This is a genomic window from Buchnera aphidicola (Mollitrichosiphum nigrofasciatum) (assembly GCF_039388045.1).
Taxonomy (GTDB): domain Bacteria; phylum Pseudomonadota; class Gammaproteobacteria; order Enterobacterales; family Enterobacteriaceae; genus Buchnera_K; species Buchnera_K aphidicola_B.
In genome coordinates this window covers 356,150-381,551 of record NZ_CP135015.1, presented here as the reverse complement: position 1 = coordinate 381,551, position 25,402 = coordinate 356,150, and the positions used below count along the sequence as shown (strand labels likewise).

General features: G+C 25.0%; 38 protein-coding genes and 1 tRNA gene. 36 read left to right on the top strand and 3 right to left on the bottom strand.

Annotated features, from left to right (window positions below; translation table 11 throughout):
* Positions 1–53: 53 nt before the first annotated feature.
* Positions 54–1,448 (bottom strand): replicative DNA helicase, encoded by a 1,395-nt coding sequence (gene dnaB / locus RJT30_RS01860; protein ID WP_343190282.1) that lies wholly within the window; start codon positions 1,446–1,448, stop codon positions 54–56.
* A 347-nt stretch (positions 1,449–1,795) separates the two neighbouring features.
* Here dnaB and ssb point away from each other — a divergent pair, with 347 nt between their 5' ends.
* The 4 genes from ssb to deoD all read left to right on the top strand — a co-directional run bounded on the left by ssb (position 1,796) and on the right by deoD (position 5,053).
* A complete protein-coding gene (ssb, locus tag RJT30_RS01855) occupies positions 1,796–2,302 on the top strand; it encodes a single-stranded DNA-binding protein (RefSeq protein WP_343190281.1) in 507 nt (168 codons plus the stop codon).
* Positions 2,303–2,434: 132 nt separating this feature from the next.
* Positions 2,435–3,019 carry a NifU family protein gene (locus RJT30_RS01850; protein WP_343190280.1) on the top strand — a complete coding sequence of 195 codons (585 nt, stop codon included), beginning with the start codon at positions 2,435–2,437 and terminating at the stop codon, positions 3,017–3,019.
* 48 nt (positions 3,020–3,067) lie between these two features.
* A complete protein-coding gene (locus RJT30_RS01845; protein ID WP_343190279.1) occupies positions 3,068–4,306 on the top strand; it encodes a phosphopentomutase in 1,239 nt (412 codons plus the stop codon).
* Between the two features lie 39 nt (positions 4,307–4,345).
* Entirely contained in the window at positions 4,346–5,053 is a 708-nt protein-coding gene (deoD, locus tag RJT30_RS01840) for a purine-nucleoside phosphorylase (RefSeq protein WP_343190278.1), read from the top strand.
* A gap of 13 nt (positions 5,054–5,066) precedes the next feature.
* Here the strand turns inward: deoD and RJT30_RS01835 are convergent.
* Positions 5,067–5,151, bottom strand: a tRNA-Ser gene (locus RJT30_RS01835).
* Positions 5,152–5,474: 323 nt separating this feature from the next.
* Between RJT30_RS01835 and aroK the strand changes: the two genes are divergently transcribed.
* The 4 genes from aroK to trpS all read left to right on the top strand — a co-directional run bounded on the left by aroK (position 5,475) and on the right by trpS (position 9,114).
* The gene (gene aroK / locus RJT30_RS01830) at positions 5,475–5,999 is read left to right on the top strand and encodes a shikimate kinase AroK (protein ID WP_343190277.1); all 525 of its coding nucleotides are present in this window, start codon (positions 5,475–5,477) and stop codon (positions 5,997–5,999) included.
* 36 nt (positions 6,000–6,035) lie between these two features.
* The gene (gene aroB, locus RJT30_RS01825) at positions 6,036–7,115 is read left to right on the top strand and encodes a 3-dehydroquinate synthase (RefSeq protein WP_343190276.1); all 1,080 of its coding nucleotides are present in this window, start codon (positions 6,036–6,038) and stop codon (positions 7,113–7,115) included.
* Between the two features lie 260 nt (positions 7,116–7,375).
* Positions 7,376–8,065, top strand: a complete 690-nt coding sequence (gene rpe / locus RJT30_RS01820) for a ribulose-phosphate 3-epimerase (RefSeq protein ID WP_343190275.1) — start codon at positions 7,376–7,378, stop codon at positions 8,063–8,065.
* 41 nt (positions 8,066–8,106) lie between these two features.
* Positions 8,107–9,114, top strand: a complete 1,008-nt coding sequence (gene trpS, locus RJT30_RS01815; RefSeq protein ID WP_343190274.1) for a tryptophan--tRNA ligase — start codon at positions 8,107–8,109, stop codon at positions 9,112–9,114.
* A gap of 1 nt (position 9,115) precedes the next feature.
* Here trpS and tsgA read toward each other — a convergent pair whose 3' ends face one another.
* The gene (gene tsgA / locus RJT30_RS01810) at positions 9,116–10,270 is read right to left on the bottom strand and encodes an MFS transporter TsgA (RefSeq protein ID WP_343190273.1); all 1,155 of its coding nucleotides are present in this window, start codon (positions 10,268–10,270) and stop codon (positions 9,116–9,118) included.
* Between the two features lie 223 nt (positions 10,271–10,493).
* Here tsgA and tusD point away from each other — a divergent pair, with 223 nt between their 5' ends.
* From tusD to rplO, 28 genes are all read left to right on the top strand, one after another.
* Positions 10,494–10,883, top strand: coding sequence for a sulfurtransferase complex subunit TusD (tusD, locus tag RJT30_RS01805; protein ID WP_343190272.1), 390 nt, complete (start codon positions 10,494–10,496; stop codon positions 10,881–10,883).
* 1 nt (position 10,884) lies between these two features.
* Complete coding sequence (gene tusC / locus RJT30_RS01800; RefSeq protein ID WP_343190271.1) at positions 10,885–11,247, top strand: sulfurtransferase complex subunit TusC; 363 nt, start codon at positions 10,885–10,887, stop codon at positions 11,245–11,247.
* Positions 11,248–11,255: 8 nt separating this feature from the next.
* Positions 11,256–11,543 (top strand): sulfurtransferase complex subunit TusB, encoded by a 288-nt coding sequence (tusB, locus tag RJT30_RS01795; RefSeq protein ID WP_343190270.1) that lies wholly within the window; start codon positions 11,256–11,258, stop codon positions 11,541–11,543.
* A gap of 51 nt (positions 11,544–11,594) precedes the next feature.
* Positions 11,595–11,969 carry a 30S ribosomal protein S12 gene (gene rpsL, locus RJT30_RS01790; RefSeq protein WP_343190269.1) on the top strand — a complete coding sequence of 125 codons (375 nt, stop codon included), beginning with the start codon at positions 11,595–11,597 and terminating at the stop codon, positions 11,967–11,969.
* 92 nt (positions 11,970–12,061) lie between these two features.
* On the top strand, positions 12,062–12,532 hold the full coding sequence (rpsG, locus tag RJT30_RS01785; RefSeq protein ID WP_343190268.1) for a 30S ribosomal protein S7: 471 nt from the start codon (positions 12,062–12,064) through the stop codon (positions 12,530–12,532).
* 58 nt (positions 12,533–12,590) lie between these two features.
* On the top strand, positions 12,591–14,693 hold the full coding sequence (gene fusA, locus RJT30_RS01780; protein ID WP_343190267.1) for an elongation factor G: 2,103 nt from the start codon (positions 12,591–12,593) through the stop codon (positions 14,691–14,693).
* A gap of 79 nt (positions 14,694–14,772) precedes the next feature.
* Positions 14,773–15,957: an elongation factor Tu gene (gene tuf / locus RJT30_RS01775; RefSeq protein ID WP_343190266.1), complete on the top strand. Its 1,185-nt coding sequence runs from the start codon at positions 14,773–14,775 to the stop codon at positions 15,955–15,957.
* Positions 15,958–16,200: 243 nt separating this feature from the next.
* Entirely contained in the window at positions 16,201–16,512 is a 312-nt protein-coding gene (gene rpsJ, locus RJT30_RS01770) for a 30S ribosomal protein S10 (RefSeq protein WP_343190265.1), read from the top strand.
* 40 nt (positions 16,513–16,552) lie between these two features.
* Positions 16,553–17,194 (top strand): 50S ribosomal protein L3, encoded by a 642-nt coding sequence (gene rplC, locus RJT30_RS01765; protein ID WP_343190496.1) that lies wholly within the window; start codon positions 16,553–16,555, stop codon positions 17,192–17,194.
* Positions 17,195–17,800 carry a 50S ribosomal protein L4 gene (rplD, locus tag RJT30_RS01760; protein ID WP_343190264.1) on the top strand — a complete coding sequence of 202 codons (606 nt, stop codon included), beginning with the start codon at positions 17,195–17,197 and terminating at the stop codon, positions 17,798–17,800.
* Positions 17,797–18,102, top strand: a complete 306-nt coding sequence (gene rplW / locus RJT30_RS01755; RefSeq protein WP_343190263.1) for a 50S ribosomal protein L23 — start codon at positions 17,797–17,799, stop codon at positions 18,100–18,102. Before rplD ends, rplW begins: the two co-directional genes overlap by 4 nt.
* Positions 18,103–18,129: 27 nt before the next feature.
* Positions 18,130–18,951, top strand: a complete 822-nt coding sequence (gene rplB, locus RJT30_RS01750) for a 50S ribosomal protein L2 (protein WP_343190262.1) — start codon at positions 18,130–18,132, stop codon at positions 18,949–18,951.
* Between the two features lie 19 nt (positions 18,952–18,970).
* Positions 18,971–19,261, top strand: coding sequence for a 30S ribosomal protein S19 (gene rpsS, locus RJT30_RS01745; protein WP_343190261.1), 291 nt, complete (start codon positions 18,971–18,973; stop codon positions 19,259–19,261).
* 9 nt (positions 19,262–19,270) lie between these two features.
* Positions 19,271–19,606, top strand: a complete 336-nt coding sequence (rplV, locus tag RJT30_RS01740) for a 50S ribosomal protein L22 (RefSeq protein WP_343190260.1) — start codon at positions 19,271–19,273, stop codon at positions 19,604–19,606.
* Positions 19,607–19,623: 17 nt separating this feature from the next.
* A complete protein-coding gene (gene rpsC, locus RJT30_RS01735) occupies positions 19,624–20,325 on the top strand; it encodes a 30S ribosomal protein S3 (protein ID WP_343190259.1) in 702 nt (233 codons plus the stop codon).
* A 12-nt stretch (positions 20,326–20,337) separates the two neighbouring features.
* A complete protein-coding gene (gene rplP / locus RJT30_RS01730) occupies positions 20,338–20,751 on the top strand; it encodes a 50S ribosomal protein L16 (protein ID WP_343190258.1) in 414 nt (137 codons plus the stop codon).
* On the top strand, positions 20,748–20,936 hold the full coding sequence (gene rpmC / locus RJT30_RS01725) for a 50S ribosomal protein L29 (RefSeq protein WP_343190257.1): 189 nt from the start codon (positions 20,748–20,750) through the stop codon (positions 20,934–20,936). Before rplP ends, rpmC begins: the two co-directional genes overlap by 4 nt.
* Before the next feature lies 1 nt (position 20,937).
* Positions 20,938–21,192 carry a 30S ribosomal protein S17 gene (gene rpsQ / locus RJT30_RS01720; protein WP_343190256.1) on the top strand — a complete coding sequence of 85 codons (255 nt, stop codon included), beginning with the start codon at positions 20,938–20,940 and terminating at the stop codon, positions 21,190–21,192.
* 115 nt (positions 21,193–21,307) lie between these two features.
* Positions 21,308–21,676, top strand: coding sequence for a 50S ribosomal protein L14 (gene rplN, locus RJT30_RS01715; protein ID WP_343190255.1), 369 nt, complete (start codon positions 21,308–21,310; stop codon positions 21,674–21,676).
* Between the two features lie 18 nt (positions 21,677–21,694).
* Complete coding sequence (rplX, locus tag RJT30_RS01710) at positions 21,695–22,015, top strand: 50S ribosomal protein L24 (protein ID WP_343190254.1); 321 nt, start codon at positions 21,695–21,697, stop codon at positions 22,013–22,015.
* Positions 22,015–22,560: a 50S ribosomal protein L5 gene (gene rplE, locus RJT30_RS01705; protein WP_343190253.1), complete on the top strand. Its 546-nt coding sequence runs from the start codon at positions 22,015–22,017 to the stop codon at positions 22,558–22,560. Before rplX ends, rplE begins: the two co-directional genes overlap by 1 nt.
* Before the next feature lie 15 nt (positions 22,561–22,575).
* Positions 22,576–22,881 (top strand): 30S ribosomal protein S14, encoded by a 306-nt coding sequence (gene rpsN, locus RJT30_RS01700; RefSeq protein WP_343190252.1) that lies wholly within the window; start codon positions 22,576–22,578, stop codon positions 22,879–22,881.
* Between the two features lie 25 nt (positions 22,882–22,906).
* Positions 22,907–23,299, top strand: coding sequence for a 30S ribosomal protein S8 (gene rpsH, locus RJT30_RS01695; RefSeq protein ID WP_343190251.1), 393 nt, complete (start codon positions 22,907–22,909; stop codon positions 23,297–23,299).
* Positions 23,300–23,310: 11 nt separating this feature from the next.
* Positions 23,311–23,847, top strand: coding sequence for a 50S ribosomal protein L6 (rplF, locus tag RJT30_RS01690; protein ID WP_343190250.1), 537 nt, complete (start codon positions 23,311–23,313; stop codon positions 23,845–23,847).
* A gap of 1 nt (position 23,848) precedes the next feature.
* Positions 23,849–24,214, top strand: a complete 366-nt coding sequence (gene rplR / locus RJT30_RS01685; protein WP_343190249.1) for a 50S ribosomal protein L18 — start codon at positions 23,849–23,851, stop codon at positions 24,212–24,214.
* A 12-nt stretch (positions 24,215–24,226) separates the two neighbouring features.
* On the top strand, positions 24,227–24,736 hold the full coding sequence (rpsE, locus tag RJT30_RS01680) for a 30S ribosomal protein S5 (protein WP_343190248.1): 510 nt from the start codon (positions 24,227–24,229) through the stop codon (positions 24,734–24,736).
* Between the two features lies 1 nt (position 24,737).
* Entirely contained in the window at positions 24,738–24,923 is a 186-nt protein-coding gene (rpmD, locus tag RJT30_RS01675) for a 50S ribosomal protein L30 (protein WP_343190247.1), read from the top strand.
* 21 nt (positions 24,924–24,944) lie between these two features.
* A complete protein-coding gene (gene rplO, locus RJT30_RS01670; RefSeq protein ID WP_343190246.1) occupies positions 24,945–25,400 on the top strand; it encodes a 50S ribosomal protein L15 in 456 nt (151 codons plus the stop codon).
* Positions 25,401–25,402 lie beyond the last annotated feature (2 nt).

Genomic DNA, 25,402 nt, shown 5'->3' with positions numbered 1-25,402 from the left:
ATTTTTTTTAATTTTTTTTATTTTTTTTAAAATTATATTATAAACTAAGATTTTTAATATTCATAATCTTGCCCTGAGTAATTATCAAATCTAGACCATTGGCCATTAAAAGTCAAACGTATAGCACCTATAGGCCCATTTCTTTGTTTGCCAATAATTATTTCAGCTATGCCTTTTAAATCACTATTTTCATTATATACTTCATCTCTATAAATAAACATAACAAGATCAGCATCTTGCTCTAATGAACCTGATTCTCGTAAATCTGAATTTACTGGTCTTTTATCTGTTCTTTGTTCTAATGATCTATTTAGTTGTGATAAAGCAATTACTGGAACTTCTAATTCTTTAGATAAAGCTTTTAATGTTCTAGAAATTTCTGCAATTTCTAATGTTCTATTTTCTGCTAAAGAAGGAACTTTCATTAATTGCAAATAATCTATCATTATTAAACTTAAACCGTCATTTTCTTTATAAACCTTTCTTGCTCTGGAGCGTAATTCATTTGGAGTTAGCGCGCAAGAATCATCTATATATATATTTTTTTTTTTTAGTAAAATATTTATTGTACCTGAAATTCTTGACCAATCTTCATCACTTAATTGCCCTGTTCGTATATTAGATTGATTTACACGAGATAATGATGCTAACATTCGCATCATAATTTGCTCTCCTGGCATCTCTAAGCTGAATATTAATACTGGTTTTTCATAAATCATAGCAGCATTTTCACATAAATTCATTGCAAATGTTGTTTTACCCATAGATGGTCTTGCTGCTATAATAATTAACTCTGAATCTTGTAAACCTGCTGTTTTTTTATTTAAGTCATGATATCCAGTATTTACTCCTGTTATGCCATTATGTGGTGTGTTAAATAATTTTTCTATAGCTGAGATTGTAGAATCTAATATTTGAGATATATTTTTAGGACCTATATTTTTTTTTAATCTTTTTTCTGTGATTGTAAAAATTTTTGATTCTGCATAATCTAATAATTCTGCGCTTTTTCTACCTTTTGGGTGATAACCTGCATTAGCAATTTTATGCGCTACATGAATCATTTCTCTTATTATTGCACGTTCTTTTACTATATCAGCATATGCTTCTATATTTGCTGTGCTAGATATATTTTTAGATAGTTCTGCTAAATAAGAAAATTTTCCTACTTTATCTAATTCACCTTTTTGTTCTAAAGATTCGGATAATGTTATTAAATCTATTGGAGAACCAGTATTAAACAATTTTTGCATTTCTTTAAATATACGTTGGTGTGCTAAACTAAAAAAATCATTTTGTACTATTTTTTCTGAAATTTTATCCCATTTATTATTATCTAACATTAATCCACCTAAAACTGATTGTTCTGCTTCTAATGAATGTGGAGGAATATTAATTTTATGAAATACATTTTTTTGAAAATTATATTTATTTATTTTTTTATTCATATCAGCCTATTTATTAAATTTTTAAATAATTTTTATTATAAAATATTTAATAAGTATGTTTTATTTATATTTTATTAAATTTTTTTTAAAAATTAATAATATTTTATATTATTTTAAAAATTATTTAAAAATTATTTATATAATTTAAAATATTTTGCAATAATGTTAAAAATATAATTTTAATTTAATTTATTTTAAAAATATAAATATATTTATAATCGTTTTTGTTTTATTGTAAGTGGTATCATGTATTTATATATTTATAAAATTGTATTGAAAATTTAAATATTTGCATATCGTTAGATTTGTATATTTATTATTTTTTAAAATTAGTAAGAGAGCATATAATGGCTAGTAGAGGAATAAATAAAGTTATATTAATTGGTAATCTTGGTCAAGACCCGGAAGTGCGTTATATGCCTAATGGGAATGCTGTGGTAAACATTGCTTTAGCAACTTCAGATACATGGAAAGATAAAAATACTGGTGAAATGAAAGAAAAAACTGAATGGCATCGTATTGTTTTATTTGGAAAAATTGCAGAAATTGCTGGAGAATATTTAAAAAAAGGTTCGCAAATATACATAGAAGGTTCGTTACATACTCGTAAATGGAAAGATCAAAATGATATTGATAGATATACTACTGAAGTAATAGTTAATATTGGTGGAACTATGCAAATGTTAGGAAATAGACATTCTAATATTAATTCTTCTACATTAAGTAAATCTAATTCTAATGAAGATATAGATAAAATTAATAAAATATTTACTAAAAAAAGTAAAAAAGAATCTTTAAAGGAAAATAAAAATAATATTTTAGATGAAGAATTTGATGAAGATATACCTTTTTAATTATATTTGATATCAAGCCCCTAAAGTGGGGCGTAATATTACAAATTATTAAAATATTTTGTATTTAAAGTAATTATAATTTTTTCAGAAAAATTCACTCACATATTAATAAAATTATTATGGTTAAATTATATGATTAATGTTTCTAAATTAGCTCAAAAACATTTTGATAAGTTATTATCTAAACAAAAACCTAACACTAATATACGTGTATTTATAACTAATATTGGTACAACAGAAGCAGAATGTGGTATCGCATATTGTTCTAAAAATGATGTTTCAGATAATGATAATATTATAAAATATAATTCTTTTCATATTTATGTTAATGAAAATGAAATGTTATATTTACAAGAAACAATGATAGATATTAAAAATAATGATTTAGGAGTTCAATTAACTATAAATGCTCCTTTTTTAAAATTGCCTTTAAATAAAAATTACAAGTCTTTAAATGATAGAGTTACTTATTTTTTAGATTCAGAAATAAATCCAAAATTATTATTACATAAAGGAAAAGTGACTTTAGTTGAAATAACTAAAGAAGGTTTTGCTTTAGTTAAATTTAGTGGTGGTTGTAATGGTTGTTCTATGATTGAAGGAACTTTAAAAAAATTAGTTGAAAATAAAATAATTGCATTTTTTACAGAAATAAAAGGTGTACATGATATTACAAAACATCAAATTGGAAAACATTCTTATGATTTTTTTAATTAATAAAATATTTTATTTATTTTTATTTAATATAAAATTAAGTGTATTATAATGAAACGTGTGATTATTTTAGTTTTAGATTCTTTAGGTATAGGATCAAGTTTAGATTCTTATAAATTTAATGATAAAGGTTCCGATACTTTAGGTAATATTGCTAATTTTATGTTTTCTAGAAGTTATATTGATTTAAATTATAAAAATTTAAATATACCAAATTTAATTAAATTAGGAATTTCACATGCTGCAAAATTATCTACAGGTGTTTATCCTTTAGGTTGTTATATAAATACTGAACATTTAATAGCTAGTTATGGTTGCCTTAATCCTATATCTTATGGGAAAGATACATTAACAGGACATTGGGAGATTACTGGTTTACCTGTTTTTTTTAAATGGAATTATTTTAAAAAATGTGTAAATAGTTTTCCTGAAGATTTGTTAAATCAAATTATTTTAAAAACAAATATTTCTGGATGGTTGGGTAATTGTCATGCTTCTGGTACTGAAATTTTAAAAAAATTAGGTCAAGAACATATTTTCACACAAAAACCTATTATTTATACCTCTAGCGATTCAGTTTTACAAATTGCTTGTGATGAAGATACTTTTGGTTTAAAAAATTTATATTTATTAGGTTTAAAAATTCGCAAAATTTTAAATTACAGTAAATATAAAATTGCTAGAGTAATTATTCGTCCTTTTATTAAAAATAATAAAGGGGATTTTTTAAGAACAAAGAATAGATTTGATTTTTCATTACCTCCTTATGGAGTTACTGTTTTAGAAAAATTAATTACTGAAAAAAAAGGTTTAGTTGTTGCTATAGGTAAAATTGCAGAAATATTTTGCAATGTTGGTATTACACATTCATACAAAGTTTCAAATTTAGAAAATTTGTTTAATACTACTTTAAATGTTATGAAAGATAAATTATTTTCAAAATTTGATAGTATTATTTTTACTAATTTTGTTGATTTTGATTCTGTTTGGGGACATAGAAGAGATGTTATAGGTTATGCTAAAGGTTTAGAATATTTCGATAAAAGATTGCCAGAAATTTTAACATTAATGAATAAAAATGATATACTAATTATTACTGCGGATCATGGTTGTGATCCCACTTGGCCAGGCACAGATCATACTCGAGAAAATGTTCCTATATTATTATATCAACATAATAGAATTGCTCGATGTTTAGGTTATAGATATACTTTTTCGGATGTTGCGCAAACTATAGCAAAATATTTTTCTTTATCTTATATGAAGTATGGGAAAAATATGTTGTTATAATTATTATTTTATTAATTATACAATATAACTGGTTTAATTATGACTACCTTGCATATTAATGCGAAATTAAAAGATTTTTCTAAAAGAGTGCTTATTGCAGGTGATCCTTTGAGAGTTAAATATATAGCAGAAAAATATTTTAAAAATTCTGTTCAAATTACTAACGTGCGTTCTATGTTAGGTTATACAGGTATGTATAAAAATAAAAAAATTTCTATAATGAGTCATGGTATAGGTATTCCTTCTTGCATGCTATATGTGCAAGAATTAATTAAATACTTTAATGTTAAAAAGATTATTCGTATTGGTACATGCGGTGTTATTGATAATGATATTAATTTGCATGATATACTAATTAGTATAGGTGCATGCACTAACTCTAAAATTAATAGATTGCGTTTTAAAAATTATGATTTATCAGCTATAGCTAATTTTAATTTATTATATAAAGCAAAAAAAATATCAAAAAAAATGGGTTTAAAAGTCCGTTTTGGTAATTTTTTTACTAGTGATTTTTTTTATGAACCTAATCGTAAAGTTTTTAATTTAATGCAAAAATTTAATATATTAGCTATAGAAATGGAAACTGTTGCTTTATATAGCCTTGCATTAGAATTAAAAATTAAAGCTTTATCAATTTGTACTGTTACAGATCATATTTATAAAAATAAAAAAGTATCTGTTAATGATAGAATTCTATTATGTAATGATATGATTGAATTAGCTTTAGAAACAATTATTTTATAATAATATTTTTTTTTGGTGAGAAAGGGATTCGAACCCTTGATACATTTCTATATACATGCTTTCCAGGCATGCCCCTTAAGCCGCTCGGGCACCTCACCAAATATTTAATATTTGCATATTATTTATTAATTATATATTATAATAAAAACAAATATTAAAATATTTTATCAAACATTTATTAATTTAAATTAATATATTATATTTTTAAATTTTTTTTTTTATAAATTATATTAATATATTAAATTTATATTTATTTTTTTTAAAAAAATATATATATTTAAAATATTTATTTTAAAATTATAAGTTATAATAAAATTTATATAGTGTAAAATTTATTATAAATTTTATTTTTACAAATTATTTTATTCCAGTATTTTTTTTTACTGGGTTTCTATTAATTTAATTATGTTTAAAATATAAAATGGTAGAAAAACGAAATATTTTTTTAGTTGGTCCCATGGGTGCTGGAAAAAGTACTATTGGGAAACAGTTATCGAAGCAATTACATATGGAATTTTTTGACTCAGATTCTGAAATAGAAAAAAGAACTGGTGCAGATATTAGTTGGGTTTTTGATTTAGAAGGGGAAAAAGGTTTTCGAAAACGTGAAAAAAAAATTATAGATGAATTAACGCAAAGAAAAGGTATTATTTTAGCTACAGGAGGTGGTTCAATCCTATCTTGTAAAATTCGTAATTTTTTATCTTCTCGAGGTGTAGTAATATATTTAAAAACAACAATTGATAAACAAATTTTAAGAACGCAAAAAGATAAAAAAAGACCTTTGTTACAAGTTAAAACCTCTTCTGTAAAAACTGTATTAGAAAAATTAAAAAATTTAAGAGGCCCTTTGTATAAACAAATTGCAGATATAACATTAAGTACTGATAAATATAGTATTAAATCTGTTGTATTTAAAATTTTGCGACTATTAGAACAGATATAATTTATTTTTAAAATATTTAATAAAAAGGTAAAATTTGTGAATATAGTAAATATAAATTTAACTAATAAAAATTACCCTATTAATATTGGTTTTGATATTTTTAAGAAAGAAAATATTTTTTATCCTTTAAAGGTTGGAAAAAAATCTGTTTTAATAACAAATGAAAATATTGATCCTTTATGGAAAAATATTGTTTATGATTATTTGACAAAATCAGGAATTAAAGTTAGTACAATAGTTATTAAAGATGGTGAAAAATACAAAAATTTAAATATGGTAAATTCGATAATTACTAGTTTATTGCATGCCAATCATACTAGAGATACAATATTAATTGCTTTAGGTGGAGGTGTTATAGGGGATTTGACTGGATTTATTGCTTCTATATACCAAAGAGGTGTAAATTTCATTCAAATTCCTACTACATTATTATCACAGGTTGATGCTTCTATAGGAGGCAAAACTGGAGTAAATCATGTTTTAGGTAAAAATATGATTGGTTCTTTTTGGCAACCTGTTTCTGTATTAATTGATGTAAATACATTAAATACTTTACCTAAGAAGCAATTAATTGCAGGTTTATCGGAAGTAATAAAATATGCAATTATTTTTGATTATGAATTTTTTTGTTGGTTAGAAAATAACATAGATAATATTTTAAAATTAGATAAAAAGTCTTTATTATATTGTATTACTAAATGTTGTAAATTAAAAAAGAAAATTATTATTGAAGATGAGTATGATTTTGGAAATCGCGCTTTATTAAATTTTGGTCATACTTTTGGTCATGCAATTGAAACACATTTAGGATATAATAATATTTTACATGGCGAAGCAATTTCTATTGGTATGATGATTGCAACGCATATTTCAGAAATTTTAGGATATTTAAAACATGATCAAGTTCTTAGAATACAAAATATACTTCAACACACTGGTTTACCAATTAAAAACTCTAAAAATATGAATATTTCATCATATTATTCCTATATAGAACGTGATAAAAAAAATATTGATGGAAATATTACATTTATTTTACCAATTTCTATAGGAAAAGCAAAAATATTTAAAAATATTAATAAACAAGTTATTTGTTCAGCAATTGAGAAATGTTAGATTATTTTTTAAATAATTAATTATTTAATATTGTGAAATATTTTTTTTAAAATAATATTTAATTATTTTTAATTTATTTAATTAATATAATTAATTGGATTATTTAATTAATGATTTGATATTGTTTATTTTTTATATTTGATTTAAATATTCATAATTATAAAATATATTTTATATTTAAAAAATAAAATTATTTAGAAATATAATATGTATTTTATATATTATAATTTAAATGTTTTAACAATTTTCGGAAAAAAATAATGAAGCAATTTTTAATCGCTCCATCAATTCTATCTGCTAATTTCGCATGTTTAGGTGAGGATATAAAACAAGTTTTATCTGCTGGAGCGGATATAATACATTTTGATGTTATGGATAATCATTATGTTCCAAATTTAACTATAGGGCCAATGGTTTTAAAATCATTACGTAAATATAATATAACAGCTCCTGTTGATGTGCATCTTATGACTAAACCAGTAGAATCTTTAATTCCTAAATTTGCTAAAGCTGGTGCTAATTTTATAACTGTTCATCCTGAATCTACAAATAATTTAAGTATCACATTACAAAATATAAGAGATTGTGGTTGTAAATCTGGTGTTGTATTAAATCCAAATACTTCTATAAATTGTCTTGATTATATTTTAGATAAATTGGATTTAATTGTTTTAATGTCTGTTAATCCTGGTTTTGGAGGACAGTGTTTCATATCTTCTACTTTTGATAAATTAAAATATGTAAAAAAAAAAATACAAAATAGTTCATATAAAATATTATTGGAAGTAGATGGTGGAATTAAATTACATAATATTGCCGATATTGCTTTAGCTGGTGCTGATATTTTAGTTGTTGGTTCTGCTATTTTTAATAGTCTTGATTATATTTCTGTAATTACAAGTATACGAAAAAAATTAGATAAAGTTAGTAAAATAATTAATTATATTTAATTTGTACATATATTTATACATTTTTATATGGAATATAAGTTATGAAAAAAAATGAATTAATTGTATTTAGCGCTATTCAACCCTCAGGGCAATTAACTATTGGTAATTATATTGGTGTAATAAAAAATTGGGTTGAATTACAAAAACATTATAAATGTATATATTGTATTGCGGATTTACATGCTTTAACTAATGGAAAATTTGGTGATTGTAGTTTAATATATAAATCTGTTTTGGATATTTTATCGATATTATTAGCTTCAGGTATCGATCCAGAAGAAAATATTATTTTTTTACAATCTGATGTACATGAACACACTCAATTAAATTGGATTTTAAATTGTTATACTAATTTTACAGAATTAATGCGTATGACTCAGTTTAAAAGTAAAGTAAATATAGGTTTTAAAAAGAATGTTGGTTTATTTACTTATCCGTTATTAATGACTTCGGATATTCTTTTATATAATAGCAATATAGTTCCAGTAGGTTTAGATCAAATTCAACATTTAGAATTAACTAGAACAATAGTGCAACGTTTTAATAAAATTTATGGACCTGTTTTTACTAAACCAGATCCTTTTATATTACAATATGGTTCTAAAGTTATGGCATTATTAGAACCATTAAAAAAAATGTCTAAATCAGATTCAAATCAACAAAATGTTATATTTTTACTTGAAAACATCGTTAGTATTGTAAATAAAATAAAAAAATCTGTTACTGATTCAGAAAATCCTCCTCGTATTATATATGATATTCAAAAAAAACCAGGAATATCGAATTTACTTGTATTATTTTCATCATTAATAAATAAAGATATTGAATATTTGGAACGAAAATTTTTAAATAAAAGTTATAGTTTTTTTAAAAATAAGTTAGCAAATATTATTGTAAATATTATATATGAATTACAAAAAAAATATTGGATATATAGATCGGACAAATTTTATTTGCAAGAAATATTAAGTCAAGGTTCAAAAAAAGCTCAAAATATTGCTAATAAAAATTTGTGTAAATTATATCGTGCTATTGGTTTTAAAAAATAATTCATTTTTTTTTTTTAAAATATATAAACATAATAAATAAATTTAAAACAATAAAATATATTATATTAGCCATATATAATGCATATTTTTCATCATATATTTTAACTATAGGAGAGCTTATTAAAAATGTTAATAATGTACCTATTGTTCCAGAAATTAATGTAAAATTTATTATTTTTTGCGAAGGTGGGTTCATTTCTAGTGATGCTAGTGTTACAATACTACTGTAAATTGCACTTGAAAAAAATCCTAATGTTATAATTATATATTGTAGTAATTGATAATGATAAGTATGATTAAAAAGATATATTAATATAGTAGAAATTAACATCAAATTTGCGATTAATTTTTTAAAATTAAAAAATTTTATTATTATACTAAAAAACCACATTCCAATCATATATGAAGTCCAAAATTCACTAATTATATTTCCAGATTGTATAATATTTAAATTTATATATTTATTAACATAAATTGGAATCCAAGATATAAAAGTTAATTGACCTAATATATATAGAAATGCTATAAAATATAATATAATTGTGGTTTTTTTATATTTTTTTTTTTTAATTTCATTTTTTTTATGTACAACATATAATGGGAATGTAGTATTTAATGTAATTAAAAATATTATCATATAAATAACACTAATTATCATATATATATAATGCCATGAAAATTCTTTTTTTAATATGTATGCACTTATTAAAGGAAATATGGTCCCTGAGATACTAAAAAATGAATCAGTAAGTAATAACATTGGTGTTCTTTCTTTTTCAATATATTTTACGGTTATTAAAAATGTACCTATTGACATAGTTAAACCACTTACTAAACCATAAATAAATATTATTGCTGAAAATATTATTATGTTTTTACATATAAATAATAATATAGTAGAATTTATTAGTAATAAAAAACTTAATATTATTTGTTTTTTTATACTTACTTTTTTTATTATCCAGGAATTTATAATAATTCCTATTAAAATTCCTAAATTTAAAAAAGTAAATATCATACTTATTTTTGTTATTGGATAATTAAAAGATTTTGCTATTTGATTCATAACAATACCAGTTATTACAACTAATGACCCAATAAAAGAATAAGAAAGAAAACTTATTAAAGTTAATTTAATATCATTTTTTTTTTTCATTTTTAACCTTATGTTATATAATTTACTAATTTTTTATTTTATTATTTAATTTATTTTTTTAAAAATATATAATATATATTTATTTAAATATTTAAATAATAACTTTTTTTAAAATATTTGTATTATAATTGGATTGTTTTGTTGTATTTTTTTTATTTATTATTTTATATATTAACAATATGTTAAAATATTTATAATAATTTTATTATTTAATTTATAGTTTATGAGATATTTAATTTTAATTAATGGACCACCATACGGAACTCAAAATGCTTATACGGGTTTTTTATTTGCTAAATCTGTTTTAAAATTACATCATAAATTAGATAGTATATTTTTTTATTGTGATGGTGTTTTAAATGCAAATTTTATGATTAATCCTGCAAATGATGAATTTAATATAGTTAATGGATGGATTAATTTAAATAATATATATAATATTTCTTTAAATGTTTGTTTTAGTGCAGCAATGCGTAGAGGTGTAGTGAAAAATATTACAAATAATGTTCAATATAAAAAATTTATTGGTAATTTGCATCATTGTTTTAAATTAACAAGTTTAATTAAATTAGGTGAATCTTTACAAAAATGTGATAGGTGTATACAATTTTAGTATGAATAAATCTATAGCATTTGTTTTTTCATATGCGCCACATGGTTCTAGTATTGGAAGAGAAGGATTAGATGCTATTTTATCTATTTCTAATTGTACCAGAGAAATAAGTTTATTTTTTATTGATGATGGTGTATTTCAATTAATTGATAATCAAAAATCTAAATATATTTTATTGAAAAATTATGTAGCAGCATTTAAAATTTTATCTTTATATGATATAAATAATATTTATTATTGTTTAGATTCTATGCAAAAGCGTGGTTTAAATTCTAATGTTAATTTTGTAATACCTGTTATAATATTAAATACAGTTTTTTTAAAAGAAAAATTAACATCTTATGATTATATTTTAAATTTTTAAGGTTAAAATTGTTACATATATTAACTAATTCTCCTTATAAAAGAGATATTAAAATTTTAATAAGTATGATAAATCATACAGATAGTTTTATTGCTATTCAAGATGGTATCTTTATTGCCTTGCGAAATAGCATTTTTTTAAATGAAATATTAATTAGAACAAAAAAACTGTATGTTTTAAAAGAAGATGTATTATCTCGCGGTGTTTTAAAATATATATCTTCTATGTTTAAAGTTGTGAATTATTCTAAATTTGTTAACTTAACAGTAAAAAATAAATTACAAATGAATTGGTGATTTTTTTTTCTTTTTATTATATCATTAATTTTTAATATATGAGAAAATCATATGTCTACGGTAAATCAATTAGTAAGAAAAAAGAGATTAAGAAAGTTGTCTAAAACAAATGTCCCTGCTTTAAATAATTGTCCTCAAAAAAGAGGAGTATGCATACGTGTTTATACTACTACTCCTAAAAAACCAAATTCTGCATTAAGAAAAGTTTGCAGAGTACGTTTAACTAATGGGTTTGAAGTTACTTCTTATATTGGTGGTGAAGGACATAATTTGCAAGAACATTCAGTTATTTTAATACGTGGTGGTCGTGTAAAAGATCTACCTGGTGTTAGATATCATGTTATACGTGGTGCATTAGATTGCGCTGGTGTGAAAAAACGCACTAAAAGTCGCTCTAAATATGGTGTCAAAAGAATTAAAAAATAATTATTTTGTTTAAGTATATTATTTTATAAATATTTTAAATATTTAAAATATTTTAAATATTTTGAATATTTAAATATTTTAAGGAGTTTTGTATGTCTAGGCGAAGAATAGTAAATGTACGTAAAATTCTACCGGATCCTAAATTTTCTTCTGATATTTTAGCGAAATTTATTAATGTATTAATGGTTAATGGAAAAAAAACTGTAGCAGAAAACATTATTTATTCAGCTTTATCAATTGTATCTAAAAAATTTAATAAAACGGAAATTGAAATTTTTAATTTAGCATTAGAAAATGTCCGTCCTACAGTGGAAGTGAAATCTCGTAGAGTAGGTGGTTCTACATATCAAGTACCTATTGAAGTTCGCCCTGTAAGAAGAAATACTTTAGCTATGAGATGGATTATTTCTTCTGCACGTAAAAGATTAGATAATTCTATGGTTTTACGTTTAAGTAATGAGTTGTCTGATGCTATAGAAAATAAAGGTAACGCAGTTCGTAAAAGAGAAGAAGTACATAAAATGGCTGAAGCAAATAAAGCTTTTGCACATTATCGTTGGTAAAATGTTTTTAATTAAGCATTTTAAACAATTTAATTAATATGTGATTATGAGAATTATTATGACAAGAATAACACCTATACAAGATTATAGAAATATTGGTATTAGTGCACATATTGATGCAGGTAAAACAACTACTACAGAACGTATTTTATTTTATACTGGAATTAATCATAAAATTGGTGAAGTACATGATGGTGCAGCTACTATGGATTGGATGGAGCAAGAACAGGAAAGAGGTATTACAATTACTTCTGCAGCTACTACAGCTTTTTGGTCTGGAATGGCTGGTCAATTTAATCCTCACAGAATTAATATAATTGATACTCCTGGTCATGTTGATTTCACTATAGAAGTTGAACGTTCAATGCGTGTTTTAGATGGAGTAGTGATGGTTTATTGTGCAGTAGGTGGTGTACAACCGCAATCAGAAACAGTTTGGAGGCAAGCTAATAAATATAAAATTCCCAGAATTGCATTTATAAATAAAATGGATCGTACTGGAGCAAATTTTTTTAAAGTTATTCAACAAATGAAAGATCGTTTAGGTGCAAATCCTGTACCTATTCAATTACCTATAGGTTTAGAAGATAATTTTGTAGGTATCATTGACTTAATTAAAATGAAAGCTATTCATTGGAATGAAAGTGATCAAGGTTTAACTTTTAAATATAAAAGTATTCCTGTTGAATATCTCGAATTATCTAAAAAATGGAATCAAAATTTACTTGAAATAGCTGCAGAAAATGATGAATGTTTAATGGAGAAATATTTTAATGGCGAACAATTATCTAATTTAGAAGTGAAATCAGCTTTAAGAAAAAGAGCTTTAAATAATGAAATAATTTTAATAACTTGTGGCTCTGCTTTTAAAAATAAAGGTGTTCAAGCAGTATTAGATGCTGTAATTGAATATTTACCATCTCCACTAGATGTAAAATCTATATCTGGTGTTGAAAATTTAAATAGTTCAAAATTAATAACACGTAATGCAAGTGATGAAGATTATTTTTCTGCTTTAGCTTTTAAAATTTCTTCAGATCCATTTGTAGGTAATTTAACATTTTTTAGAGTTTATTCTGGTGTTGTAAAATCTGGCGATACTGTATTAAATTCTACAAAATTACAAAAAGAACGTTTTGGTCGTATAGTTCAAATGCATGCTAATAAACGTGAAGAAATAAAAGAAGTTCGTGCGGGAGATATTGCTGCTGCAATTGGATTAAAAAATGTTACTACTGGAGATACTTTGTGTAATTTAGTTAATCCTATTATTTTAGAACGCATGGATTTTCCAGAACCTGTTATTTCTATTTCTGTAGAACCGAAAACTAAAATTGATCAAGAAAAGATGGGTTTTGCTCTAGGCAAATTAGCACGTGAAGATCCTTCGTTTCGTGTTTGGACTGATAAAGAATCTAATCAAACTATAATTGCTGGAATGGGTGAATTGCACTTAGAAATTATTATTGATCGTATGAAACGTGAATTTTATGTTGATGCAAATGTTGGTAAACCTCAAGTAGCATATCGCGAAACTATTAAAAATGTAGTAAATAATGTTGAAGGAAAATATATTAAACAATCTGGAGGTCGAGGACAATATGGTCATGTTGTTATTGATTTATATCCTTTAAACAAAAATGATAAAAATTATATTTTTACTAATGATATTAAAGGTGGAGTTATACCTTCGGAATATATAACAGCTATTGATAAAGGAATACAAGAACAATTAAAATCTGGTCCTTTAGCTGGTTATCCTGTGGTTAATGTTGGTGTACGTTTATATGATGGTTCATATCATGATGTAGATTCATCTGAATTAGCTTTTAAAATGGCTGCTTCCATTGCTTTTAAAAATGCTTTTAAAAAAGCTAATCCAGTTTTATTAGAACCTATAATGAAAGTTGAAATTGAAACACCAGAGCAATATATGGGAGATGTTATTGGAGATATAAATCGTCGTAGAGGGATTATTGAAGGTATGAATACTGATGAAAATTTATTTAGCAAAATAGTTTATGCTAATATTCCATTATCGGAAATGTTTGGTTATGCTACTGATTTGAGATCTAAAACACAAGGAAGAGCCTCCTATTCTATGGAATTTATAAAGTATTCTATTATACCTGAAATAATTGCAAAAAATATTTTAAAATAAAATATTTTTGTAATAAAATTTTAAAATATGAGTTATTCTTTTTATTTAAATATGTTTTTAATATTTAAGGATTAAAATTATGTCTAAAGAAAAATTTCAACGTTCTAAATTACATATAAATGTTGGAACTATTGGTCACGTGGATCATGGAAAAACTACTTTAACTGCAGCTATAACTAATGTATTATCAGAAAAATATGGAGGGGTAGCTCGTGCTTTTGAACAAATAGATAATGCTCCTGAAGAAAAAGCGCGTGGTATTACAATCAATACATCTCATGTTGAATATGATACAGCAGTTAGACATTATGCACATGTTGATTGCCCTGGTCATGCAGATTATATTAAAAATATGATTACTGGTGCTGCTCAAATGGACGGTGCAGTTTTAGTAGTAGCTGCAACTGATGGTCCTATGCCTCAAACTCGTGAACATATCTTATTAGCGCGTCAAGTTGGTGTTCCGCATATTGTTGTTTTTTTAAATAAATGTGATATGGTAGATGATGAAGAATTATTAGAATTAGTAGAAATGGAAGTTAGAGATTTATTAACGCAATATGACTTTCCTGGAGATGATACTCCTATTATAAGAGGATCTGCTTTAAAAGCTTTAGATGGCGTGCAAGAATGGAAAAATAAAATTTTAGATTTAGCAAATGCTTTAGATACATATATACCTGAACCTAAAAGAGCTATTTCAGAACCTTTCTTATTACCTATTGAAGATGTTTTTTCTATTTCTGGACGAGGGACTGTTGTTACTGGACGTGTAGAACGAGGAATTATTAAAGTCGGAGAAGAAGTAGAAATTGTTGGTATTAAAAAAACTATCAAAACTACTTGTACTGGTGTTGAAATGTTTCGTAAATTATTAGATGAAGGAAGAGCAGGGGAAAATGTTGGTGTTTTATTGAGAGGAATTAAACGTGAAGATATAGAAAGAGGGCAAGTTTTATCAAAACCTGGAACTATTTTACCTCATGTACAATTTGAAGCAGAAGTATACGTATTATCTAAAGAAGAAGGTGGTCGTCATACACCGTTTTTTAAAGGTTATCGTCCGCAATTTTATTTTAGAACTACGGATGTTACAGGATCTATCGAAATACCAAAAGGTGTGGAAATGGTTATGCCTGGAGATAATGTAAAAATGTCAGTTACTTTAATTAACCCTATTGCTATGGATAATGGTGTGCGTTTTGCAATTAGAGAAGGGGGTAAAACTGTGGGAGCTGGAATTGTTACTAAAGTAATAAACTAATTTTTTAGAAAGAGTTTGTTCTTTTCTTTTTTATTATTAGAGAATTTTAATTTTTAAAATTTTATTTTTAATAAATTGTTTTTTAAATATTTATAATTTATTGATTTTTTAAAAATAATTAATATAATAAATTAAATTATTATGTTATATAAATGTAAATTTTATTTTAATAATACTTTACTATCTTTTAAATATATTAAAAGATATTAAAGTTTTTTTTTATATAATTGGAGTTCTGATATAATGCAGAACCAAAGAATTCGTATTCGTTTAAAAGCATTTGATCATCGTTTAATTGATCAATCTACAACAGAAATAGTGGCAACAGCTAAAAGAACTGGAGCTAAAGTCAATGGACCGATTCCTTTACCAACTCGTAAAGAACGATTTACTATTTTAGTATCCCCTCATGTAAATAAAGATGCTAGAGATCAATATGAAATTCGCACTCATAAAAGATTAATTGATATTGTACAACCTACTGAAAAAACTGTTGATGCTTTAATGCGTTTGGATTTAGCTGCAGGTGTTGATGTACAAATTAGTCTAGATTGAGAAAACATTTTATTTATTATTTATAAAGGGGGTGATTAAAATGATAGGTTTAGTTGGTAAAAAATTAGGAATGACGCGTATTTTTGCAGAAAATGGAATATCGAATCCAGTTACAGTTATTTTTATTGAAGATCATTATGTTACGCAAATTAAAACAATTGATAAAGAAGGTTATAATTCTATTCAATTAACCACAGGATTTAAAAAATTAAATAAGTTAAAAAAACCTGAAATTGGTCATTTTAAAAAATCAGGAATAAGACCTGGTATAGGTTTGTGGGAATTTAGATGCAAAGATATTAATTTATATTCATTAGGCTTAAAAATTACTATAAATATTTTTGATAAAATTAAAAAAGTAGATATTACAGGAATATCGAAAGGTAAAGGTTTTTCTGGTACAGTTAAAAGATGGAATTTTAGTATGCAAGATGCAACACATGGTAATTCATTATCACATCGTGCACCAGGTTCTATTGGTCAAAATCAAACTCCAGGAAGAGTTTTTAAAGGAAAAAAAATGGCTGGTCATTTAGGAAATAAACGTGTAACTATTCAAAATTTAAATATAATACAAATAGATTTTTCTAAAAATTTACTTTTAGTAAAAGGGTCTGTTCCAGGTTTTAAAGGTTCTAGAATTATTGTAAAACCAGCTGTTAAAATTTCTAGAGGTAAATAAATGCAATTAACTGTAAAAGATAAAAAAGAACATATTTCTGTTTCAGATTCAGTTTTTGATTTTAAGTTTAATCAAGCTTTATTACATCAAGTACTTGTTGCATATATGATGAATATTAGAAAAGGCACTAAAGCGCAAAAAAATCGTGCTGAAGTGTCTGGTTCAGGTAAGAAACCTTGGCGTCAAAAAGGTACAGGTAGAGCTAGAGCTGGTTCTATAAGAAGCCCTATATGGCGTTCTGGTGGTGTAACATTTGCGACAAAACCAAAAAAATATAATAAAAAAATAAATAAGAAAATGTATCGCGGAGCTTTAAAAGTTGTTTTTTCTGAGTTAATTAGACAAGATCGTTTAAGTATTTTTCATGATTTTTCTATTAATTTACCGAAAACTAAATTTTTAGTTGAGAAATTAAGATTTTTATATGTTAAAAGTGCAGTAATTTTAACATTAAATTTGAATAAAAATTTATTATTAGCTTCTAAAAATTTATATAAAGTACATGTTTGTTCTGTTAATTATATAAACATTATCAACTTAATTAATTGTGAAAAAGTTATTATAACACTTGAAGCAATTAGAAAAATAGAGGATATGTTAATATGATTAATGTTAGTCATCGTTCTTTAGAAATTTTATTATCACCACATATTTCAGAAAAGTCTACTGTTTTAATTGAAAAATTAAATACTTTAGTTTTAAAAGTTGTAATGAATGCTAAAAAAATAGAAATAAAAAAAGCAGTTCAACAAATATTTAATGTAAAAGTTAAAAATATAAATATTGTTCTAGTCAAAGGAAAGAAAAAAAAAAGTGGAAAAGATGTTACATTTCGTAAAAATTGGAAAAAAGCTTATATTTCTTTATATCCTGGACATAATTTAAATATAATAAATAATCAGGAGTAAATGTTAAGTTAGAGGATAAAGATAAGAATGACTATTATAAATTGCAAACCAACTTCTCCAGGAAGGAGACATGTTGTAAAAGTTAAACACGCTTTTTTATATACTGGAAAACCTTTCAAAAAGTTATTGTTTAAAAAAAATAAAAGTGGTGGTAGAAATAATATTGGAAGAATTACAACTAGACATATTGGTGGTGGACATAAAAAAGTTTTTAGAAAAATAGATTTTAAACGTATTAAAGACAATATCCCTGCAACTATTGAGAGAATAGAATATGATCCAAATAGATCTGCTCATATAGCATTAATTTTATATAAAGATGGTTTAAGAAATTATATCCTTGCTCCCAAAGGAATTAAAATAGGTGATATAGTTGTTTCTGGTAAAAAATCAAGTATTAATATTGGTAACACTTTACCTATGTTTTATATACCAATTGGTACAATATTACATAATATTGAATTAAAACCTGGTAAAGGCGGTCAATTAGTTCGTTCAGCAGGTAGTTATGCTCAAATGATTGCAAAAGATAATCGTTATGTTTCTTTACGTTTGCGTTCTGGGGAAATGCGTAAAATTTTATCTATTTGTCGAGCTACTATTGGTGAAGTTGGAAATTCAGAACATATGTTGAAAGTTTTAGGTAAAGCAGGGGCTTCTCGTTGGAGAGGTATTAGACCTACAGTACGTGGTACAGCTATGAACCCTGTTGATCACCCTCATGGAGGTGGAGAAGGTAGAAATTTTGGAAAACATCCAGTTAGTCCTTGGGGAGTACAAACTAAGGGTAAAAAAACGAGAAATAATAAAAGAACTGAAAAATTTATTATACGTCATCGTACTAAATAAATTATAAGGATTATTATATATGCCAAGATCTTTAAAAAAAGGGCCATTTATTGATATTAGTTTATTTAAAAAAGTTGAAAAAGCTATAAAAAATAATGATAAAAAAGTTTTACGCACTTGGTCACGAAGATCAACTATCTTTCCGAATATGATTGGTTTAACTATTGCTGTTCATAATGGTAGGAAACATATACCTATTTTTATTACAGAAGAAATGGTTGGGCATAAGTTAGGTGAATTTTCAATTACACGAACTTTTAAAAATCATTCAGCAGATAGAAAGATTAAAAAAACTACAGAAAAAAAATAAGGTTATTTTATGACAGAAACTATAGCTAAATATATAAAAGCTCCATCTTCACCGCAAAAATTACGTTTAGTTGTAAATTTAATTCGTGGAAAAAAAGTTTCTTATGCATTAAATATGTTATGTTTTAGTAAAAAAAAAGCTGCATGCTTGATTAAAAAATTATTACATTCAGCTATAGCTAATGCTGAGCATAATCATGGATCTGATTTTAATAAGTTAATAATTAGTAAAATTTTTGTTAATGAAGGTCCAACTATAAAAAGGATGATGCCTCGTGCTAAAGGAAGAGCGGATAGAATTTTAAAACGTACTAGTCATGTAACTATTATAGTTGCTCATAAATAATAATTGGAGTACGCGCGATGGGTCAAAAAGTTCATCCGAACGGTATACGTTTAGGTGTGATAAAATCTTGGGATTCAATTTGGTTTTCTAATGGAAAAGATTTTGCAAATAATTTATATGGAGATTATAAAGTTAGGAAGTTTTTAATAAAAAAATTATTTAAAGCAGCAGTTTCTAAAATTGTTATTGAAAGGCCATCAAAAACGATTCGGGTGACAATACATACCGCTAGACCGGGTATTGTAATAGGTAAAAAAGGAGAAGATGTCGAAAAATTACGTTCTTTAATATCTGTTATTTCTGGTGTACCTGCACAAGTTAATATTTCTGAAATAAGAAAACCAGAATTAGATGCTAAATTAGTTGCTGATAATATTAAAATGCAATTAGAGCGTCGTATTATGTTTCGTAGAGTTATGAAAAGAGCAGTACAAAATGCTATGAGACAAGGTGCGAAAGGTATTAAAATTGCAGTTAGTGGGCGTTTAGGTGGTGTTGAAATCGCTCGTACTGAATGGTATAGAGAAGGAAGAGTTCCTTTACATACTTTTAGAGCTAATATTGAATATAATACTGCAGAGGCGCATACTACATTTGGTTTAATAGGAATTAAAGTTTGGATTTTTAAAGGTGAAATTCTTGGTGGAATGGGTGTTATTGAAAGAAAAGATTATAAATTTAATCAAAATAGAAAATATAATAAATATATTAGAAAATAAATAGGGGTTTTTATGTTACAACCTAAACGTACCAAATTTCGTAAAATGCATAAAGGACGTAATCGTGGTTTGGTTGTTGATGATAATATAAATTTCGGTTCTTTTGGTTTAAGAGCGGTTACTCGAGGTCGTTTAACAGCTAGGCAAATTGAATCAGCTAGAAGAGTTATTACCCGTTCTATTAAAAGAATAGGTAAAATTTGGATTCGTGTTTTTCCTGATAAACCTATTACTCAAAAACCTTTAGAAGTACGCATGGGTAAAGGAAAAGGAAATGTTGAATATTGGGTTGCTTTAGTGCAACCAGGAAAAATATTATATGAAATGGATGGTGTGTCTGAAGAATTATCCAGAATTGCTTTTAAATTAGCTTCTGATAAATTACCTATTAAAACGACATTTGTTAATAAAATGGTGTTATTATGAGTATTAAAAAATTACGTAAAAAAAATATAGTTGATTTAAATTTATATTTATTATCTATATTACGTGAAAAATTTAATTTACGTATGCAACTAGGTTCTGGTAAATTAAAACAAACGCATTTACTTAAAAAAGTGCGCCGTAATATTGCAAGAATTAAAACTATTATTTCGGAAAAAAAAATATAATATGAATAAAAAAAAAAAAATTTTACAAGGTTTAATTGTAAATAATAAAATGAATAAGTCTGCTACTATATCTATCAAACGTTTTGTAAAACATCCAATATATGGAAAATATATTAAACGTACTACTAAATTACATATACATGATGAAAAAAATAGTTGTTCTATAGGTGATTTAGTTGAGATTTATTCTTGTCGTCCAATATCTAAAACTAAATCTTGGTGTTTTTCGCATATTATTAAAAAAGTTATTACTTAAATTTTTTTAATAAATATTTTATGAATTGATATATTTAATTTTTTTGTTATTTTACATAAATTTAATAAATATATTTCAAATTTTAATAATAAAAATGAACTGTTGAGTGCTAATTATGATACAAGAACATACTATATTAAATGTTGCCGATAATTCTGGTGCTAAAATTGTTATGTGTATAAAAGTTCTTGGTGGATCAAAAAGACGTTATGCTGGAATTGGAGATGTTATAAAGGTTGCTGTAAAGGAAGCCATTCCTAGAGGAAAAGTTAAAAAAGGTGAAGTTTTAAAAGCGATAATTGTTCGTACTAAAAAAGGTATACGTCGTTTTGATGGCTCTATTATACGTTTTGATAATAACGCTTGTGTAATATTAAATAATACTGATCAACCTATTGGAACAAGGATTTTTGGTCCAGTTACAAGGGAATTAAGAACAGAAAAATTTATGAAAATTATTTCATTAGCGCCTGAAGTACTGTAAAAGGAGAGTTATAAAAAGATGGCAATGAAATTTAAATATAATGATAAAATTATTATTACAACGGGAAAAAATAAAGGTCAAATAGGTACAATTAATAAAATATTATCTAATAATAAAGTTATTATAAAAGGTTTAAATTTAGTTTTTAAACATCAAAAACCTATTCCATCGCAAAATATTCCTGGTTCAATATTTAAAAAAGAAGCTCCTATTGATATTTCTAATATTGCTATTTTAAATATTTTGAAGAAAAAATCTGATCGTATTGGTTTTCGATTTGAAAAAAAACATAAAATTCGTTTTTGTAAATCTAATGGAAAAAAAGTAGGTGTGAAGTAATGAGTATATTGTATATTTATTATAAAAATAAAGTTGTTTCTAAATTAATGCGTAAATTTAATTATGGTTCTGTTATGCAAGTTCCTAAAATTGAAAAAATTACGTTAAATATGGGCGTTGGTTTGGCGATTACTAATAAAAAATTATTAAAACATGCAATTTCTGATTTAACTTTGATTTCAGGTCAAAAACCTGTTATTACTAAAGCCAAATCTTCTATATCAGGTTTTAAAATTAGAAAAGGAAATGAAATAGGTTGTAAAGTTACGTTAAGGGGTTTTAAAAAATGGAATTTTTTATATAAATTAATTACTATTGCGATTCCTCGTATACGTGATTTTCGTGGTTTTTTTTCTAAATCTTTTGATGGAAGGGGAAATTATAGTTTAGGGATACGTGAGCAAATTATTTTTCCAGAAATTGATTATGACAAAATTGATCAATTACGTGGAATGGATATAACAATTACTACTAGTACAAATTCTGATAAAGAAGCATATGCATTATTATCTTTATTGAATTTTCCATTTCGTAATAAAATTTAATATGAGAATTAATATATGGCTAAACAATCTGTAAAAGCTAGAGAAATTCGTCGTTGTAATTTAACTTTAAAATTTTTTACGCAACGTAAAAAATTAAAAAAAATTATATCTAATATTTCATATTCTAAATTAGACCGTTTTAATGCTATGTTAAAATTACAAACATTTCCAAGAGATTCTAGCCCAGTTCGTAAAAGAAATCGATGTATGCAAACTGGACGTCCGCATGGTTTTTTAAGAAAATTTGGTTTAAGTCGTATGAAACTTCGTGAAACTGCTATGCGTGGAGAAGTTCCAGGTTTAACAAAAGCTAGTTGGTAATTTTTTTTTTATTGGAGTTTATATAATGAGCATGCAAGATTCTATTTCTGATATGTTAACAAGAATACGTAATGCACAACGTGCAAATAAATTTTCAGTTGATTTACCTTCTTCAAAAGTAAAAGTAGCTATTAGTAAAGTTTTAAAGAATGAAGGTTATATACAAGATTATAAAATATTAAATTCATTAAAACCTATTTTGAATATTACTTTAAAATATTTTAAAGGTTTACCGGTAATTGAGGATATTAAACGTGTTAGTCGACCTAGTTTAAGAGTGTATAAAAATGTTAAAAATATTCCGAAAGTTATTTCAGGTTTAGGGATATCGATTTTATCTACTTCTAAAGGTATTATGACAGATGCAACAGCACGTAAATTAAATATCGGTGGAGAAATAATTTGTAATATATCTTAATTGGAGAAAATATGTCACGTATCGCTAAATTTCCTGTTTTAGTTCCTTCTGATGTAGAAGTAATATTATCTGTGAAGAAAATAGTTATTAAACATAATAATAGAACATTAAAGCATTATATTAACAAAAATGTTAATATAAAATATATAGATAAATATTTAACATTTAATGTTAAAAAAAATAATTCAAATTCATGGGCTCAGGCTGGTACGTGTCGATCTTTAGTTGCTTCTATGATTTTAGGTTTAACTGTTGGTTTTGAAAGGAAATTGCAATTAGTTGGTGTTGGTTATCGTGTTATAAATATAATAAATAATGTTATTAGTTTATCTTTAGGTTATTCACATATTATTACATATAAATTTCCAAATGATATTTTTATAGAAAACACAAAACCTACAGAAATTTTAATTAAAGGAGTAGATAAACAAAAGGTAGGTCAAGTAGCAGCAGATTTAAGATCATATCGTATTCCTGAAGTCTATAAAGGTAAAGGTATTAGATATCAAGATGAATTCATTCGTATTAAAGAGGCGAAGAAGAAATAATATGAATCAAGCTGTTATAAATAAAAAAAAAAAACGTTTACGCAGGGCTGTTAAAATTCGTCAAAATTTTAAAAAATTAAATAAAACACGTTTAGTGGTACATCGAACTTCACGTCATATTTATGCGCAAATTATATCAGAAAAATTTAATGTTATAGTATGTGCTTCTACTTTAGAAAAAAAAATAATCGGTAATTTAAAATATACTGGTAATAAGACTGCTGCTGCTTTAATTGGTAATATTATAGCACAAAGAGCTTTAAATAAAGGTGTTAAAAAAGTATCTTTTGATCGTTCTGGTTTTAAATATCATGGTAGGATAGAAGTGTTAGCAAATGCTGCGCGTGATGCTGGTTTAATTTTTTAAAAGGAAAATAATATGATTAATATGAACAAGAAATATAAAAATGATCTTAATGAAAAACTTATTTCTGTAAATAGAGTATCAAAAACTGTTAAAGGTGGTAGAATATTTTCTTTTACTGCGTTAACGGTAGTTGGAAATGGAAAAGGGAAAGTAGGTTTTGGTTATGGTAAAGCGCGTGAAGTACCATCTGCTATTCAAAAAGCTATGGAAAAAGCGCGTCGTAATATGATAGATATTTCTTTAAATAAAAGAACTATACAATATGCGATATATAGTTCTCACACTGGTTCTAATATTTTTATGAAGCCTGCTTCAGAAGGCACAGGGATTATTGCTGGAGGAGCAATGCGAGCGGTTTTGGAAGTTGCTGGTATACATGATATTTTAGCTAAAACTTATGGTTCAACTAATCCTATTAATGTAGTTCGTGCTACTATTAAAGGTTTAAAAAAAATTCATTCTCCAAAAATGATTGCTAAAAAAAGAAATAAATCTGTTAAATATATTTTAGGTATTAAATAATATGGATAATATAATTTCTATAACACAAATTAAAAGTAAAATAGGAATATTACATAAACATAAATTAACTTTATTAGGTTTAGGATTGCGTAAAATTGGTCATACTGTATATAGAAAAGATACAGATTCCTTACGTGGCATGATTAATAAAATTTCTTATATGTTGAAAGTTTGTAAAAATAAATAAATATTTGGAGTAATATATAATATGTATTTAAATAATATAACTTATCAAAAAGGATCAAAAAAAAAATCTAAAAGGTTAGGCAGAGGGATAGGTTCTGGTTTTGGAAAAACTTCAGGTAGAGGTCATAAAGGACAAAAATCTAGATCTGGTGGAGGAGTTCGCATTGGTTTTGAAGGAGGTCAAATGCCTTTATATCGTCGTATTCCTAAATTTGGTTTTCGTTCAAAAAAAAAAAAAAATATTGCTGAAGTACGTTTATCAGAAATTGAAACATTATTAAGAAATGGAAAAATAATTGATAATATAATTAATTTAGATATTTTAAAAAAATTTAATGTTGTTAAAAAAAATGTCAAAAATGCAAAAATAATTTCTTCTGGTAGAATTTTTTCCCCTATTATTATTGAAGGTTTAAAGGTTACCAAAGGTGTGTATTCAGAAATTAAAGTTTTAGGTGGGGCTATTAAAGGATATTAATT

Coding starts and splice junctions, on each gene's coding strand:
- rplO (WP_343190246.1), top strand. CDS start 24,945: ATGTATTTAAATAATATAACTTATCAAAAAGGATCAAAAAAAAAATCT.
- rpsN (WP_343190252.1), top strand. CDS start 22,576: ATGGCTAAACAATCTGTAAAAGCTAGAGAAATTCGTCGTTGTAATTTA.
- rplN (WP_343190255.1), top strand. CDS start 21,308: ATGATACAAGAACATACTATATTAAATGTTGCCGATAATTCTGGTGCT.
- RJT30_RS01845 (WP_343190279.1), top strand. CDS start 3,068: ATGAAACGTGTGATTATTTTAGTTTTAGATTCTTTAGGTATAGGATCA.
- tusD (WP_343190272.1), top strand. CDS start 10,494: ATGAGATATTTAATTTTAATTAATGGACCACCATACGGAACTCAAAAT.
- rpsQ (WP_343190256.1), top strand. CDS start 20,938: ATGAATAAAAAAAAAAAAATTTTACAAGGTTTAATTGTAAATAATAAA.
- tuf (WP_343190266.1), top strand. CDS start 14,773: ATGTCTAAAGAAAAATTTCAACGTTCTAAATTACATATAAATGTTGGA.
- rplV (WP_343190260.1), top strand. CDS start 19,271: ATGACAGAAACTATAGCTAAATATATAAAAGCTCCATCTTCACCGCAA.
- rpsG (WP_343190268.1), top strand. CDS start 12,062: ATGTCTAGGCGAAGAATAGTAAATGTACGTAAAATTCTACCGGATCCT.
- rpsS (WP_343190261.1), top strand. CDS start 18,971: ATGCCAAGATCTTTAAAAAAAGGGCCATTTATTGATATTAGTTTATTT.
- tusC (WP_343190271.1), top strand. CDS start 10,885: ATGAATAAATCTATAGCATTTGTTTTTTCATATGCGCCACATGGTTCT.
- rpe (WP_343190275.1), top strand. CDS start 7,376: ATGAAGCAATTTTTAATCGCTCCATCAATTCTATCTGCTAATTTCGCA.
- aroK (WP_343190277.1), top strand. CDS start 5,475: ATGGTAGAAAAACGAAATATTTTTTTAGTTGGTCCCATGGGTGCTGGA.
- rplR (WP_343190249.1), top strand. CDS start 23,849: ATGAATCAAGCTGTTATAAATAAAAAAAAAAAACGTTTACGCAGGGCT.
- rpsJ (WP_343190265.1), top strand. CDS start 16,201: ATGCAGAACCAAAGAATTCGTATTCGTTTAAAAGCATTTGATCATCGT.
- rpmD (WP_343190247.1), top strand. CDS start 24,738: ATGGATAATATAATTTCTATAACACAAATTAAAAGTAAAATAGGAATA.
- ssb (WP_343190281.1), top strand. CDS start 1,796: ATGGCTAGTAGAGGAATAAATAAAGTTATATTAATTGGTAATCTTGGT.
- rplC (WP_343190496.1), top strand. CDS start 16,553: ATGATAGGTTTAGTTGGTAAAAAATTAGGAATGACGCGTATTTTTGCA.
- fusA (WP_343190267.1), top strand. CDS start 12,591: ATGACAAGAATAACACCTATACAAGATTATAGAAATATTGGTATTAGT.
- rpsC (WP_343190259.1), top strand. CDS start 19,624: ATGGGTCAAAAAGTTCATCCGAACGGTATACGTTTAGGTGTGATAAAA.
- rplP (WP_343190258.1), top strand. CDS start 20,338: ATGTTACAACCTAAACGTACCAAATTTCGTAAAATGCATAAAGGACGT.
- rpmC (WP_343190257.1), top strand. CDS start 20,748: ATGAGTATTAAAAAATTACGTAAAAAAAATATAGTTGATTTAAATTTA.
- rplF (WP_343190250.1), top strand. CDS start 23,311: ATGTCACGTATCGCTAAATTTCCTGTTTTAGTTCCTTCTGATGTAGAA.
- rplW (WP_343190263.1), top strand. CDS start 17,797: ATGATTAATGTTAGTCATCGTTCTTTAGAAATTTTATTATCACCACAT.
- trpS (WP_343190274.1), top strand. CDS start 8,107: ATGAAAAAAAATGAATTAATTGTATTTAGCGCTATTCAACCCTCAGGG.
- rpsL (WP_343190269.1), top strand. CDS start 11,595: ATGTCTACGGTAAATCAATTAGTAAGAAAAAAGAGATTAAGAAAGTTG.
- tsgA (WP_343190273.1), bottom strand. CDS start 10,270: ATGAAAAAAAAAAATGATATTAAATTAACTTTAATAAGTTTTCTTTCT.
- rplE (WP_343190253.1), top strand. CDS start 22,015: ATGAGTATATTGTATATTTATTATAAAAATAAAGTTGTTTCTAAATTA.
- RJT30_RS01850 (WP_343190280.1), top strand. CDS start 2,435: ATGATTAATGTTTCTAAATTAGCTCAAAAACATTTTGATAAGTTATTA.
- rplX (WP_343190254.1), top strand. CDS start 21,695: ATGGCAATGAAATTTAAATATAATGATAAAATTATTATTACAACGGGA.
- deoD (WP_343190278.1), top strand. CDS start 4,346: ATGACTACCTTGCATATTAATGCGAAATTAAAAGATTTTTCTAAAAGA.
- dnaB (WP_343190282.1), bottom strand. CDS start 1,448: ATGAATAAAAAAATAAATAAATATAATTTTCAAAAAAATGTATTTCAT.
- rplD (WP_343190264.1), top strand. CDS start 17,195: ATGCAATTAACTGTAAAAGATAAAAAAGAACATATTTCTGTTTCAGAT.
- rpsE (WP_343190248.1), top strand. CDS start 24,227: ATGATTAATATGAACAAGAAATATAAAAATGATCTTAATGAAAAACTT.
- rpsH (WP_343190251.1), top strand. CDS start 22,907: ATGAGCATGCAAGATTCTATTTCTGATATGTTAACAAGAATACGTAAT.
- rplB (WP_343190262.1), top strand. CDS start 18,130: ATGACTATTATAAATTGCAAACCAACTTCTCCAGGAAGGAGACATGTT.